Origin of the sequence: Bacillus sp. FSL R10-2780 (assembly GCF_038006125.1) — a bacterium.
Taxonomy (GTDB): Bacteria; Bacillota; Bacilli; order Bacillales; family Bacillaceae_G; genus Bacillus_A; species Bacillus_A cereus_U.
The window spans coordinates 2,815,296-2,828,143 of sequence record NZ_JBBOUQ010000001.1; the positions used below are offsets into that span (position 1 = coordinate 2,815,296).

Consider the following 12,848-nt stretch of genomic DNA (forward strand, 5'->3'; position numbering starts at 1 on the left):
AAAATACGAAAGATTCCACACATTTCACACCATTATCCTAACATCATTCGCTATATTTCATCAATATTCTAGCATAAAAAAAAATTTAGAATTTTTTATTCTTAATCATATTAAATACAACTTTCGAGATTTAGTCCTAAATCATTGCCTATTCTTTAACTTTTAGTAATTGTGATAGTGCCTTATTACGAGGCTTATAATAAAGATTTTTAAAATAATCACTTTAGTTTATAAAAGGTGGGAGAGTCTTAATGAATGTCGATATTTCCGTAGATCGAACGTGGCAAAACAATTTTTTAAAAAGAATTGATGAAGATGGTCCTTGGACAAATTGGGATTTATATCATTTAGCTTATAAAACAGAGAAATCATTACTCGTTCCTACTTTTGATGGATTGCAAGCACCGAAACATTTATCGCATTTCACGCCGCTTCCGCATCAATTGGAGGTCGCTCGAAATGTCATTGAACAAATGAATGGTAAAGCGATTCTAGCAGATGAAGTTGGACTTGGAAAAACGATTGAAGCTGGACTTATTTTAAAAGAATACATGGTTCGAGGACTTGTAAAAAAGGTACTCATTCTCGTTCCAGCTTCTCTCGTATCTCAGTGGGCATATGAACTTAACACAAAATTTTTTATTCCTGCGGTCGCTCAAAAGAAAAGTTATTCTTGGGAACAAGCTGATGTCATCGTTTCATCAATCGATACTGCGAAACGTTCACCGCATCGCGATATCGTTTTAAACCTAGAGTATGACCTTATTATTATCGATGAAGCACATAAACTAAAAAACAATAAAACAAAAAACTATGAATTTGCACAGCGATTAAAAAAGAAGTTTTGTTTATTACTAACCGCAACTCCTGTTCAAAATAAAATTGATGAAATCTTCAACCTCGTTTCTTTATTAAAACCAGGTCATTTAGGCAATCAATCTAATTTTGAAGAATATTATGCTTCAAAAAATCGTTCCACTGAATCCGATGAAGATTTAAAAGCTCTTATCAATAAAGTAATGGTTCGAAATAGACGCCATAACACTGGCATTGATTGGCCGAAGAGGCATGTACGAACAATCTTCGTTGAATTTAATGAAGAAGAACAAGCTTTGTATAATGAAATTGAAAATTGGCGTGAACAAAATGCCTTTACATCTGCTTTCTCATCCTTAACTTTAAAACGGGAAGCATGTAGTAGTCGGGAAGCTGTTTACTATTCATTAAAAAAACATGTAGAAAAACGGCAGAAAGAAAATGAGCATTACATAAAGGACCCACATATTGATGTGCTGATGGATAAAATTAATCATATTCCGTTCAACTCCAAAGCAAATAAAGCACTAGAGCTTATAAAAGAAATTGACGATAAAGTCATTATTTTCACTGAATATAGAGCTTCACAAATGTATTTACAATGGTTCTTACAACAACATGGCATTTCCTCTGTACCATTTCGCGGTGGATTTAAGCGCGGGAAAAAAGATTGGATGAAGGAGCTTTTCCAAAATCGTGCCCAAGTATTAATTGCGACCGAAGCTGGTGGTGAAGGAATTAACTTACAATTTTGTAGCCATATGATTAATTACGACTTACCGTGGAATCCAATGCGACTTGAGCAAAGGATTGGACGTATTCACCGCCTTGGACAAAAAAATGATGTTCATATTTATAACTTAGCAACAAAGCATACTGTTGAAGAGCACATTTTAAAACTACTATATGAAAAAATTAATTTATTTGAACGTGTAATCGGTGAACTCGATGAAATTTTAACGAGAATCAACATGAAAAATATTGATGCACATATTCAAGAAATTTTCGCGCAGTCAAAAAGCGAGGGTGAAATTCGAATCAAGATGGAAAATTTAACATCTATTATCGATTTTGCGAAGCGCAATGAAGCAGAGGTGCAGGACTATGCAGCAAAATGAAATTCATAATTACTTATACAACTTTTTTGAGGCGAATAACTGTGAAATTTTAGAGCGTTCCCCTCACCTATTAGACGTGCAGTTAACAATTGAAATGGATAAATTATTAATGAACCGCCCTTTCTATTGGCACTATCTTGAAAAAACAGGAGGCGTTCCGAACCCGATGCGCCTTACTCTTATTACAAATCCGGAAAACGAAGAAAACGACGGTGAACTTATTCATTACGGTTCACCACGTTTGCATCAAATATTTGAAACGACAAAAGAACTAGGCTCATACATACGTTTATATGAGGAAGTGAAACATAGCGGGGCAACTCATACCCCTCTTCACCCTTGGCTTGGTGTAAATATAAAAGTATCTTATCAATGCGACCGAAAAAAAGACATACTTCATTCCATCGGTATTCATCTTATTTCCGGGACAATGCTTGCAAACTTTCATGACACTTTAGCAGAGATCAAACTCACACCGAAAATACCTGATTTTTGTTTTACGCTCTCACCTATCATTAAGCCACAAAGTGGCTTACAACGTATAGAGGATGCTTTAAAAAGTATAATTGCTGAAGATGACCACACGTGGGCAAAAGAAGCGAGAGTGCGTTGGAATCACGATTTAGACCTTTTAAATCGATTTTACGAAGATAGCGATGAACTTCCAGAAAGCTATGAAATTGAAAAGCAAGCATTACAAGAACAATACGAACCACGTATTACAATACAAATTATAAACGGCGGTCTCTTTTATGTTACCGCAAATCATTTTCTATCTTAAAGAAAGCTCCTTCAACTGTTGAAGGAGCTTTCTTTAAGATGTTTTTCCATCCTATTCTCTATCGTCATTACGCTCTTGTTGTTTTTTCTCTGTCATACGTTTTTGATTTGCACGGTCCTTCGCGCTTACATGATTTGCATCAGTTGGAAGATTTTCTTTTGAACGGCCAATTCCATTGCTCATCTTTTCCCCTCCTTTTTACACACTTCAGAATGCACCTTTATTTTCAGCTAAAAGCACAATCCTTATACAAAAAAATAAGAGCAGCCAGTAGCTGCTCTTACTCATTCACGTATTTTTGAAACATATCATGGATGCCTTGATTTACGAGGTTCGAGATCTGTTCGTCAGATTTATTCGGATAACGATCACGCAATCTGATAGATGCCTTCACCATTAAATTTTCTAATACAGAACGGCCACCTTCTCCATAAATAATTTCAGCATACTTAACAAGTCTTCCATCCTCTAATATTGCTGGATTATGATTGAAGAAAAATTTACTCATTGTCTCCACCTCTCTCTTTGATAACGTTTACATTTATATAGATTATTTATGTTATTTATTTCACAATATTGTATGCATGTATATTTAATTAGTTTCATTATAAAGCAACATATCAATAGTAAATATGTGATTTTCCGTCCATTTTGTGAACAAAGTAAAAAAATGAAAGCGTTTCCTTTATTATATACTAAAAAAACTTACTACGCTAGGGGCAATTTCTTAATCTATTAAACATCTACTTTTCTTTTTTTTCATTAACCTTATACAATTTTCAGAAATTATATTATAAAATATATGTATGACTTAAGGAGGCCATGTATGAATCAAAATAAAAAAGCTATATTAGATCTTGTCTTTTATCTCGTATTCCCATTCCTCATTTGGAAATTTGCAAAACCTTATATCGATCCTTATTACGCAATGTTAATTTCCTCTGTTCCGGGAATTATTTATACACTGTATACCTTTAAAAAAGAAAAACAGTTTAACGTTACAGGGTTCTTTATTTTAATTACACTTATTTCTAATACAGCGGTAGACTTAATATCTGGATCAGCGGAACGAATGCTATGGAATGATGCATATTATCATATCGTACTTGGCTGCATCGTTATATGTACAATCTTTATGAAAAAACCACTTATGTTATATTTCGCAGCGGATATCGCAGCGCTGCAAGGCCATGACCGCGATAAAAGTCGTGAGCTTTACCGGGATAGTCGCATATATCCAGCACTGCAATATTTAACACTATTTTTCGGTCTTCAATTTATATTAAAAAGTTTCTTGAAAATCTATTTCATCACTGTTTTCGGTGTAGATGGATATGGTGAAATGAGAGCTATTATGACCGCTGTTGGGTGGGGCATTTCTATTTGTATCGGAATTGGATTTGTATGGGTAAACAATAAAATACATGCGGTTACTGAAGAAAAAGAATCTGTGCAATAAACCAAAATCCCCTAGCATCTTGTTATACTAGGGGATTTTGGTTTCGCTAAACATATTACGAAAAAGTTAGCTTGATTTTTTTCTTTTATTTTTTACATTTCGATAAAACAAAGCAGCGCTCAGTGGCATAACACCAAACCATTTATTTAAGAATGGCTCTTTCTCCGCACGACGTTGTTGTTTCTGTTGTTTTCGATCCTCTTTTGGAGCATCCATATATGACACAAATTGCTGTGTCACAAAGCGTACATAATCATTAGTAGACATATTATCATCACCTCTACTTGATTAGTATGTCCACTTTTTTATTCATTAATCTTTTGCTTTAATTCATTCATAATTTGCTTTACCGACTTATTTGTCGTATCGATATGAATATCAGCCTCTTCATAATAAGCTCGGCGCGATTCAAATTTCGTTACAAATGCAGCTATATCTTTCTTCTGAAATAGTGGACGTGTCGTATCTTCCCGAAGCCTTTCTGCAATTACATGTGGATCGCAATATAAATACACAACAGTTCCATTTTCCTTCATCCACTTTCGATTTTCCTCTCGTTCAATAATTCCTCCACCAGTTGTAATAATTACATTCTGAACCGGTAGTGAACGTAACATTTCACTTTCATATTCGCGAAAAACCATTTCGCCTTCTTCTGCAAAAATATGCCGAATCGCTTTCTCTTTCTGCTCTTCGATTTTTTGATCTGTATCTACAACTTCCATATGGAGTTCTTTACTTAACGCTTTTCCAATTGTTGTTTTCCCAGCTCCCATATAGCCGGTTATGTATATAGATTTCATTTTCGTTCCTCTCAATCATCCGTTATTATTTGTTATTATAACGAAAGATGCTACTTTATTTAATAAAAAAACGTTTTGTTCTTCTTATGAAATGAAGAACAAAACGTAACATACTCCCTATTTTCTCGCAATCAAACAAGCTGGCTCACTTTTACTTATAAGTACCTCTTCTCACCCACTGCGTTGCAACCCATTTCTCGCCTTTCGTTACAGGTGCTCCTCCATGTAACGTAAGCTCATTTAGTGATTGGTCTTGATAAAAATACTCAAAGTATACTGCCATTCCCTTTCTAGGGTGTACAGAAAGATTTAATTTCGGAAAGAATGTCTCCCCGCCTTCCTCTACATCATTTAAGTACATCACAAGAGTACTTATACGATTATTAGCAGCTGATCTACTATGTTCCGCAAAATAATCATAGTGCGCTTTATATTCTTGATCCACTTCATAATTTAAAATGTGCAATCCTTCTCCATGCGCTACAGGAACATTCATGATAGATGAAATTCGTTTTTCAATCTTCGAAGTTAGTTCATTCTCTTCCAAAAATGCACCGCTACTCGTTCGAATATCATTTACATCACGTGATGAACCAATTTTAGACCGCTCTATTTTATTTTTAGAAAATTCGATTAATCCGTCGCATTCTTCATCACTTAATACATTTGCTAATACGACAATAAGGGGTTCTTCGAATTTTGAAATAATTTGTATTTCCCTATCTTCTGTCATAATCGTATTTCCTTTATGATCAAAAATAGTTTGTTCCTTATTTTCATCTATTTGATTGTTAGTTGTCATTTCCTTATCTCCCTAGAAAAAATGATTGGATAGCATGAATATATCATATTCTTTCTACCTTTCTCTTTTTTGAGAAAATTTAAACTTTTAACTATCCTTTTTATCCCTTTCCACAAAAAAATTGACTCTCAACACATTGGAAATTAATGCTTCTCCCCCGCGTATTTTACACATTATCCTTCTACCCAATCCAATATTTTATTATCCCTTTTCCTATAGCGAAAGCTCACTTTGTAGAAAACTCTCTTTTTTGTAACACATTGCAATGAAATGTTAATAACATCATTTTCAAAGACGTACTTTCCACTCACTTCTCCTCTTTCATACTGAAATAAAAAAACATCCTCTTTTTCTTTTTGCTGTAAGTCTCTTTTTATATCTGAAATAGCTCGATCAATAAGTTCCTCCATAAAAAAACTTTGTTCTATTTCAGAATAAAATTTTTTATCCGAAAGTAACATATTCGTTTCGTACATCAAAAAAGAAATGAATAAAATAAGAAAAATAATTGTTCCTGGCATTGCAAATCCATCTTGTTTTCTCATGTTTCTATCTCAATTTCACTATAGCGTACAGCCACGCCTTCATATATTTCACCACTTATATCTTTCACATATATATAGAGCAAATGAGGTGTTAATTTATACGAAATCGCTTCAATCCTTTGCAATATAGATTCCCTTCCGCGCATATTTACTTTTCTTATTAAATTACTATTCACTTTTTCATACGTCACTTCATCGCCATTACGAAGTTGGAAGTGCAAAATATGTTCATCATTTTCTAGTGCTATCTTCCTCCCACTTAATACTTCACGAAACTCTAATTGCATTTGTCCTAAAAACACATCCCACTCCCATTCATTTAATCCTTTTGAATGTGTATTTTCTATTCCCATAATATGAAGACGTGGTAAAAGTAAAAAGAACATTGATAAAAGCAACAAACATGCAATCATTTCTATTAACGTAAATCCCGCTTCCTTTTTACCTTTTCTCTGCATAAAGGCATTGCTCCATCGCTTTTCCTCTCATATCTTTCCACATCGTACAAACCTCATCTCCTCTCCAATATGTGTAATATACAATTCCTTTTATGACTTGCTCTTTTTCTCGCTTTTCCTCATTCTCATACATAAATAAGGCCGCTTCTTTTTTTAATAGTATTAATGCTTTATAGCTCATTTTTATATTTTTTCTTTCTTGCATAATTAATAATGTTTGCGGGAGCAATAACGATACCGCCATCATTATTAAACTTAACGCTACAACCATTTCAACCATTACTGATCCTTTTTGACACTTCACGATACGTAAATCTCCCTCTGCCAAGCTGAAATACAATCTCATATTTATACCCTCGATAGGAAAGTAAAATCGTACCACCTCTATTAATATTCCCGCTCGGATTATATGTCATCGGATTCGGAAAGGTATGCAAATCAATTTGGACATCTTTATCATATTCTCTCTTAACAATTAAAAAGCCCGTCTCCGATTCCGAAATATAATACATCTGTTTCCCTTTAAACCAGCGTAACGTATAATGTTTTTGACGCTTAATCGCCAACTGCTGCATATACAAAATATCATTTGAAAACTGTTTCAAAAACTGCTCGGCTCTTTGTTTTTCATATAATGAAGTAACGTTAAAATGCGTAACAACACTCAGTACAGAAATAGCAAATAAGACAAGTAGCATTTCTAAAAGAGTAAAACCTTTTTGTTTCACGATTTCCCGGCTGATACTGTGCCATCATCGGAAATATGGATTGGTTCACCTTTCGGACAAGTTTTAGAAGTAATATACTTTCCTGTTTCAAGTTCCTCTATTGATGGAATCTTATTATGTTGCAATTGATATGCTTGTATTTGTGCTTCTATAGATTTCACATAGGCTGCACATCCTTTTCCTTGCACGGATGAGCGCTGTGTAACTACATTTGGAATAATTAATAGTAATAATACAGTTATGACAACCATAACTAATAACATTTCTAAAAGAGTAAAACCTTCCTCATTCTGCATGTAAATCCCCCCTAAATTGAATTCATCATTTGAAACATCGGCATAATCATCGCTAAGTACATCAGAATGACTATAACCCCAAGACATGTAAATAAAATGGGTTGAATCACAAATAACATACGTTTAATTTTTTGTTCTACCTTTTCAATAATGTGCTCACTGTAATCACCAAGCTCATTTGCTAAATTACCGTTTGCTTGTCCATGCGTAATGATATAAGAAAGTTCTTTCTCATAATAACCGCTTTTATCAATAATAGATTGTAACGGTTCTCCTGCAATTAATTGCCGCTCAATTCGGGCTGCTTCATACTGAAAGAATCGATGATACTTTTGCTTCATCATTATTGTTAATGCTTCGTGCACTGACAATCCACCGTGTAATAAACCACTTAATTGAGCGGAAAAATAATGCGAATGATTTAAAATAGAAAATGTTTTCATAAGGGGAATACGGATCATAATCTTTACCTGTTGAGTAGGCGGAAGTTTTCGGAAATAAAATATATATAAACTAAATCCCGTTATAACGATAAGAAAAATGATATAAATGAAGTAGGGTAATAATTTAATTGCAACTAAAATTTGCTCCGTAAGTGGTGGTGCTGTAGAACGTAAAGAACTATACATCATTTCAAACTGAGGCAATAAAATGAGGTTAAAAACAGAAAGCATAATCATTAAAAAAAATGATAAAAACATAGGATATTGCATTACTTTCATCATATCTTTCCTATATTTATCCTTCTTGTAAAGAAGTACACTCCCTTGTTGCAAAGCAAAAGAAATATCACCGTGTCGCTCTGCATAAAACAAATAACTTAACACCTCCGGATGAAACATTAATTGATGAAAAGAAGCGTGCAAACTTTGTCCATTTTTCAATCCCTCGATCATATGCTGTAACTGTAATTTCTTCCCTAACGGTAGTTGAAACTGCAAAAATTCTAACGCCTGTAAAAGTGAGTAACCTTTCTCTAATAAATCACTTAATCTTTTCCATAATAATACTTGATCACTTAAACTCCATTTTCTCTTAAACATATACATCTTCTTCTAAAAAGCCTAAAGCATACCCTTTTCGCACCGACGATTCCAACGTTTCATAGTGATACGTAACATGTTCTCCACTTGCTTCTTTAATCGCTTGTTTTAATTCATATCCATATAACAGTTCATAAATGCTTGCCTGCCTCACTTGCCTCATTGATTTACATAAAGTTGAACACTTCCCTCTGCAAAACGGACATTTTAATTCAACGAGTCGCTGAGCAGCTACAGCCAATAATGATTGTTCAATTTCTTGCCTTGTAATACCATAATCCATAAATCGTAGTATCGCTCCTTTCGCATCATTTGTATGCAAAGTTGTCATCACTAAATGTCCCGTCAAACTGGCCCTTACAGCTACTTTTGCTGTTTCTTCATCACGAATTTCGCCAACTAAAATAATATCTGGATCGTGACGCAAAATAGCCTTTAATCCCGTTTCATATGTGATACCAGCTTTTTCATTTATTTGAATTTGTAATAAACCGTCTTTTCTTCTCTCAACTGGATCTTCCAGCGTAACGATGCGACGTGTTTCTCCTTTTCTTGCTACTTCTAATAACGCATACATTGTCGTTGTTTTTCCAGAACCAGTCGGCCCAGTAAATACGAGTAACCCATGAGAATGCTTTAAAAAAGAGAGTAATTTTTCCGCTGTACTTGGAAATAACGAAAGATGAGACAACGGCTGAACAGATGCTTGTAAATGGAGGCGAATAACTAGACTTTCTTGATATACTGTTGGAAGTGTTGAAAGGCGTAAATACACTTCTGATCCATCAATTTGCAAATATAATGAACCATTTTGAGGCTTTCTCCTCTCTCCTATATCCATTGATGCTAAAAACTTAAAGTGCGAAACAAGCTTTTCTCCAAATTCCTTTTCAATACACCTTTTCGTAATTAAATCTTTCCCTATACGTAATTGAATCGCCACATCCTTTTGCCTGGGCACAATATGTAAGTCTGATGCTTGCACCCTACAAGCTTCTTTCATAATCATATTTGCAAAAAGCTCGACACTATTCATCAAGTTTCCCTCCTCACTATGTATATATCATGAAAAAATGCACAAGAAAAATTAGAGATTTTGTATTTTCACTAAGAGAAAAAGGAAAAATATGTTTGTGAAATTATGAACAATTTCCGAATTATTGTCTGAAATTACCTATATGGAAGTTTATCTGTATTATAATGTTAATATCTTGGATAAAGTGATAAAGGTGGAGATCCTAATGGAACAAGCTTTAAAAATTACAGGTGTATTATCTGACCCTACTCGTTATTATATTTATAAATATATTTCGCAAAAGCATAATTACGTAACTGTACAAGAAATTGCAGATGAGTTTAACATTCATCCAAACGTAGCGCGTTTACATTTATCTAAATTAGAAGATGTTAATATGCTCAAATCAGAAACAAAAAAAACTGGGAAAGGCGGCAGACCAAGCAGACTATACGTCTTGTCTCAAGATGTCATCCAGTTACAATTCCCATTTCGCGATTATCAATTATTAGCGCAGATAGCATTTAATTCACTGCTAAGCTTAGGTAGCGCTGGTGAAAAAGCGCTATATGAAACAGGGAAACAATTCGGCAAAGAATTAATGCAACAACATATGCATCGCTTAAATGTAAGTGCAGAAGCATTGACGATAGAACAAAAAATGCTAATCGCAAAAGAAGCATTCTCAACAGCTGGTTTATCTCCTGCTTTTGAATTAAGTACAGATGGCACAAAAATTTTCTATGATGTACACAATTGCCCATTTAAAGAAGTTGCTGCGCATCATCCGACTGAAATTTGTAATATGCACGGAGATATGATGAAGGGGATTTTTGAAATCCTATTCCCGAACGTGGAATTAACACGAAACGATAGTCTACTAGATGGCTGCAAATCTTGTAACTATAAAGTGAAACTTTAATCAGTGCGGGTTTTGTTCATCCCCACTGATTATTAGCCTTCACCAATCGGGCGTTTACGGGCAGCCCGACTCCCACCTAACTTCTTTGCTCCAGCCGAATTTTGAGGTGGGAGTTTTACTGCCCGTTAATGCGGGATAAAGTTCAAATTTAGTTTTTCAACTAAGAAGAAGTCAATATTATAATTGGCTTCTTTCTTTTATATGAATGAATATTTACAATAGTTAGAAAAATAAACTATAATGAAAAGAGGTTTTACTTTTTTTTAGAAAAGGAGGGAGATGGCATGGAGCGCATGTTTCGCGTTCTCGGCTTTTGGACTGGAATTTTCTCGGTTATGTTTTACGTAGGGGATATGCATTCGGCCGCACTACTATTTTTAGGACAAACAGGATTCTTCGTACTTTTAAGTTATTTAAAATTAACAGAGCGTATGTATATATACGTATTCGGGGCATATTTAACCGTTTTCTTCATCGGATTTACATGGTACACAACATTTTTACTTGTCCCTGGAGCTGGACATTAAAAGATGGCAATTTGCCATCTTTTTTTTAATTCCGCAATTCCCTAGTTGACTTATAGGTTTTATTACCTTATATTCTATATAACACATTGGAATTAGGGGGAATTAACATGAATACACTGCTTGTCGGAATTAACATCACAGTCATGCTCATTTTAGTTGGCGTATTGTATTATATGCAACGTAAGCATGTATCTTTTAATAAACGTGTATTTACTGCTTTAGGAGTCGGAATTATCTTCGGTCTTATATTACAATTTATTTATGAGCCTACTTCTAAAGTAATTATCGAATCAAATACCTGGTTCGGTTTAATTGGTAACGGTTATGTGAAGTTACTTCAAATGATCGTTATGCCACTTATTTTAGTATCTATTATTTCAGCATTTACAAAATTACAATTAACGAAAAACCTTGGTAAAATCAGTGGTCTTATTATCGGAATTTTAATTCTTACTACAGGAATTGCCGCAGCTGTCGGTATAGCTGCAAGCGCAGGATTTGATGTATCAGCAACAGGATTACAACAAGGTGATGCAGAATCCGCTCGTCTGAAATTAGTAGAAGAAAGATTTACTTCTATTGAAAAGACAACAATTCCAGACAAATTATTAGAACTGTTGCCTACAAATCCGTTTCTTGATTTAACAGGTGCTCGTCCAACATCAACAATTTCTGTTGTAATATTTGCAGCATTTATCGGTATTGCCTTTCTCAGTGTAAAAAGAAAGCATCCAGAACAAGCAGAGCTATTTAAGAAGATGCTTGATGCTGTGTATGCAATCGTAATGCGTATGGTAACATTAATTTTACGTCTTACTCCATACGGCGTATTAGCTCTTATGGCAAAGACAGTTGCTGGTAGCGATATTAACGCTATTTTAAAACTTGGTAACTTCGTGTTAGCATCTTACGTAGCACTTATCGTAATGTTTATCATTCACTTATTATTAATCGCATTATCTGGTTTAAATCCAATTCAATATTTGAAAAAAGTGTTCCCTGTATTAACATTTGCATTCACATCTCGCTCTAGTGCTGGTGCAATGCCATTAAATATTGAAGCACAAAAAGAAAAACTTGGTATTTCTGAAGGAATCGCTAACTTCGCTGCATCCTTTGGGGTATCTATCGGTCAAAACGGTTGCGCAGGTATTTATCCAGCGATGCTTGCTATGATGGTCGCTCCAACTGTAGGAATTGATCCATTACAACCACAATTCATTTTAACTTTAATCGCTGTCGTTGCTATTAGCTCATTCGGTGTTGCCGGCGTTGGTGGCGGTGCAACATTCGCAGCGTTAATCGTACTATCTACAATGAACTTACCAATCGGCATTGTCGCTCTTGTTATCTCAGTTGAACCATTAATCGATATGGGTCGTACTGCTCTTAACGTAAGTGGTTCTATGACAGCAGGTCTTATTTCTAGTAAATGGCTTGGTGAATTAGATCAGGATACGTACAATCAAGATGCTGTAAAAACTGGTGAGATTGCATCATAATAAAAAGGACGCTAACAATTTACTGTTAGCGTC

18 protein-coding genes and 1 pseudogene are annotated in these 12,848 nt (G+C 34.5%); 7 read left to right on the plus strand and 12 right to left on the minus strand.

What is annotated here, in order from left to right; translation table 11 throughout:
- The first annotated feature begins 251 nt into the window (after positions 1 to 251).
- A complete protein-coding gene (locus tag NSQ47_RS14680; protein ID WP_002199369.1) occupies positions 252 to 1,934 on the plus strand; it encodes a DEAD/DEAH box helicase in 1,683 nt (560 codons plus the stop codon).
- Entirely contained in the window at positions 1,921 to 2,715 is a 795-nt protein-coding gene (locus NSQ47_RS14685; RefSeq protein WP_002160497.1) for a YqhG family protein, read from the plus strand. Before NSQ47_RS14680 ends, NSQ47_RS14685 begins: the two co-directional genes overlap by 14 nt.
- A gap of 51 nt (positions 2,716 to 2,766) precedes the next feature.
- On the opposite strand, the gene NSQ47_RS14690 is transcribed toward NSQ47_RS14685, so the two are convergent.
- Positions 2,767 to 2,898, minus strand: a complete 132-nt coding sequence (locus NSQ47_RS14690) for a hypothetical protein (protein WP_002111807.1) — start codon at positions 2,896 to 2,898, stop codon at positions 2,767 to 2,769.
- A 97-nt stretch (positions 2,899 to 2,995) separates the two neighbouring features.
- On the minus strand, positions 2,996 to 3,223 hold the full coding sequence (locus tag NSQ47_RS14695) for a hypothetical protein (protein WP_341037225.1): 228 nt from the start codon (positions 3,221 to 3,223) through the stop codon (positions 2,996 to 2,998).
- Positions 3,224 to 3,295: 72 nt separating this feature from the next.
- On the opposite strand from NSQ47_RS14695, the pseudogene NSQ47_RS14700 reads away from it, so the two are divergent.
- Positions 3,296 to 3,414 (plus strand): annotated as a pseudogene (locus tag NSQ47_RS14700) (GTP pyrophosphokinase).
- Between the two features lie 127 nt (positions 3,415 to 3,541).
- Entirely contained in the window at positions 3,542 to 4,174 is a 633-nt protein-coding gene (locus NSQ47_RS14705; protein WP_078181635.1) for a VC0807 family protein, read from the plus strand.
- Positions 4,175 to 4,240: 66 nt separating this feature from the next.
- Here NSQ47_RS14705 and NSQ47_RS14710 read toward each other — a convergent pair whose 3' ends face one another.
- From NSQ47_RS14710 to comGA, 10 genes are all read right to left on the minus strand, one after another.
- Positions 4,241 to 4,441, minus strand: a complete 201-nt coding sequence (locus NSQ47_RS14710) for a YqzE family protein (protein ID WP_002015009.1) — start codon at positions 4,439 to 4,441, stop codon at positions 4,241 to 4,243.
- Between the two features lie 38 nt (positions 4,442 to 4,479).
- Positions 4,480 to 4,977, minus strand: a complete 498-nt coding sequence (locus NSQ47_RS14715; RefSeq protein ID WP_002160495.1) for a shikimate kinase — start codon at positions 4,975 to 4,977, stop codon at positions 4,480 to 4,482.
- Between the two features lie 151 nt (positions 4,978 to 5,128).
- Positions 5,129 to 5,779, minus strand: coding sequence for a 2OG-Fe(II) oxygenase (locus tag NSQ47_RS14720; protein ID WP_016106149.1), 651 nt, complete (start codon positions 5,777 to 5,779; stop codon positions 5,129 to 5,131).
- Between the two features lie 173 nt (positions 5,780 to 5,952).
- On the minus strand, positions 5,953 to 6,324 hold the full coding sequence (gene comGG / locus NSQ47_RS14725) for a competence type IV pilus minor pilin ComGG (RefSeq protein ID WP_002160493.1): 372 nt from the start codon (positions 6,322 to 6,324) through the stop codon (positions 5,953 to 5,955).
- Positions 6,321 to 6,782 (minus strand): competence type IV pilus minor pilin ComGF, encoded by a 462-nt coding sequence (gene comGF / locus NSQ47_RS14730; RefSeq protein ID WP_078181634.1) that lies wholly within the window; start codon positions 6,780 to 6,782, stop codon positions 6,321 to 6,323. The genes comGG and comGF overlap by 4 nt, the downstream gene beginning before the upstream one ends.
- Positions 6,766 to 7,062, minus strand: a complete 297-nt coding sequence (locus NSQ47_RS14735; protein ID WP_002160491.1) for a hypothetical protein — start codon at positions 7,060 to 7,062, stop codon at positions 6,766 to 6,768. The genes comGF and NSQ47_RS14735 overlap by 17 nt, the downstream gene beginning before the upstream one ends.
- Positions 7,055 to 7,510: a competence type IV pilus minor pilin ComGD gene (comGD, locus tag NSQ47_RS14740; protein ID WP_002160490.1), complete on the minus strand. Its 456-nt coding sequence runs from the start codon at positions 7,508 to 7,510 to the stop codon at positions 7,055 to 7,057. The genes NSQ47_RS14735 and comGD overlap by 8 nt, the downstream gene beginning before the upstream one ends.
- Positions 7,507 to 7,806, minus strand: coding sequence for a competence type IV pilus major pilin ComGC (gene comGC / locus NSQ47_RS14745; RefSeq protein ID WP_002160489.1), 300 nt, complete (start codon positions 7,804 to 7,806; stop codon positions 7,507 to 7,509). Before comGC ends, comGD begins: the two co-directional genes overlap by 4 nt.
- A gap of 11 nt (positions 7,807 to 7,817) precedes the next feature.
- On the minus strand, positions 7,818 to 8,855 hold the full coding sequence (comGB, locus tag NSQ47_RS14750) for a competence type IV pilus assembly protein ComGB (RefSeq protein ID WP_341037228.1): 1,038 nt from the start codon (positions 8,853 to 8,855) through the stop codon (positions 7,818 to 7,820).
- Positions 8,842 to 9,885, minus strand: a complete 1,044-nt coding sequence (gene comGA, locus NSQ47_RS14755; RefSeq protein WP_016106153.1) for a competence type IV pilus ATPase ComGA — start codon at positions 9,883 to 9,885, stop codon at positions 8,842 to 8,844. Before comGA ends, comGB begins: the two co-directional genes overlap by 14 nt.
- 205 nt (positions 9,886 to 10,090) lie before the next feature.
- Here comGA and NSQ47_RS14760 point away from each other — a divergent pair, with 205 nt between their 5' ends.
- The 3 genes from NSQ47_RS14760 to NSQ47_RS14770 all read left to right on the plus strand — a co-directional run bounded on the left by NSQ47_RS14760 (position 10,091) and on the right by NSQ47_RS14770 (position 12,815).
- Positions 10,091 to 10,786 carry a helix-turn-helix transcriptional regulator gene (locus NSQ47_RS14760; protein ID WP_002014995.1) on the plus strand — a complete coding sequence of 232 codons (696 nt, stop codon included), beginning with the start codon at positions 10,091 to 10,093 and terminating at the stop codon, positions 10,784 to 10,786.
- A 284-nt stretch (positions 10,787 to 11,070) separates the two neighbouring features.
- On the plus strand, positions 11,071 to 11,313 hold the full coding sequence (locus NSQ47_RS14765; RefSeq protein ID WP_002088627.1) for a DUF2626 domain-containing protein: 243 nt from the start codon (positions 11,071 to 11,073) through the stop codon (positions 11,311 to 11,313).
- 107 nt (positions 11,314 to 11,420) lie between these two features.
- Positions 11,421 to 12,815, plus strand: coding sequence for an L-cystine transporter (locus NSQ47_RS14770; protein WP_341037229.1), 1,395 nt, complete (start codon positions 11,421 to 11,423; stop codon positions 12,813 to 12,815).
- The last annotated feature ends 33 nt before the right edge of the window (positions 12,816 to 12,848 follow it).

Coding starts and splice junctions, on each gene's coding strand:
- comGC (WP_002160489.1), bottom strand. CDS start 7,806: ATGCAGAATGAGGAAGGTTTTACTCTTTTAGAAATGTTATTAGTTATG.
- comGG (WP_002160493.1), bottom strand. CDS start 6,324: ATGAGAAAACAAGATGGATTTGCAATGCCAGGAACAATTATTTTTCTT.
- NSQ47_RS14680 (WP_002199369.1), top strand. CDS start 252: ATGAATGTCGATATTTCCGTAGATCGAACGTGGCAAAACAATTTTTTA.
- NSQ47_RS14735 (WP_002160491.1), bottom strand. CDS start 7,062: ATGGTTGAAATGGTTGTAGCGTTAAGTTTAATAATGATGGCGGTATCG.
- NSQ47_RS14715 (WP_002160495.1), bottom strand. CDS start 4,977: ATGAAATCTATATACATAACCGGCTATATGGGAGCTGGGAAAACAACA.
- comGB (WP_341037228.1), bottom strand. CDS start 8,855: ATGTATATGTTTAAGAGAAAATGGAGTTTAAGTGATCAAGTATTATTA.
- NSQ47_RS14765 (WP_002088627.1), top strand. CDS start 11,071: ATGGAGCGCATGTTTCGCGTTCTCGGCTTTTGGACTGGAATTTTCTCG.
- NSQ47_RS14770 (WP_341037229.1), top strand. CDS start 11,421: ATGAATACACTGCTTGTCGGAATTAACATCACAGTCATGCTCATTTTA.
- NSQ47_RS14710 (WP_002015009.1), bottom strand. CDS start 4,441: ATGTCTACTAATGATTATGTACGCTTTGTGACACAGCAATTTGTGTCA.
- NSQ47_RS14760 (WP_002014995.1), top strand. CDS start 10,091: ATGGAACAAGCTTTAAAAATTACAGGTGTATTATCTGACCCTACTCGT.
- comGA (WP_016106153.1), bottom strand. CDS start 9,885: ATGAATAGTGTCGAGCTTTTTGCAAATATGATTATGAAAGAAGCTTGT.
- NSQ47_RS14705 (WP_078181635.1), top strand. CDS start 3,542: ATGAATCAAAATAAAAAAGCTATATTAGATCTTGTCTTTTATCTCGTA.
- NSQ47_RS14695 (WP_341037225.1), bottom strand. CDS start 3,223: ATGAGTAAATTTTTCTTCAATCATAATCCAGCAATATTAGAGGATGGA.
- NSQ47_RS14720 (WP_016106149.1), bottom strand. CDS start 5,779: ATGACAACTAACAATCAAATAGATGAAAATAAGGAACAAACTATTTTT.
- comGF (WP_078181634.1), bottom strand. CDS start 6,782: ATGCAGAGAAAAGGTAAAAAGGAAGCGGGATTTACGTTAATAGAAATG.
- NSQ47_RS14685 (WP_002160497.1), top strand. CDS start 1,921: ATGCAGCAAAATGAAATTCATAATTACTTATACAACTTTTTTGAGGCG.
- NSQ47_RS14690 (WP_002111807.1), bottom strand. CDS start 2,898: ATGAGCAATGGAATTGGCCGTTCAAAAGAAAATCTTCCAACTGATGCA.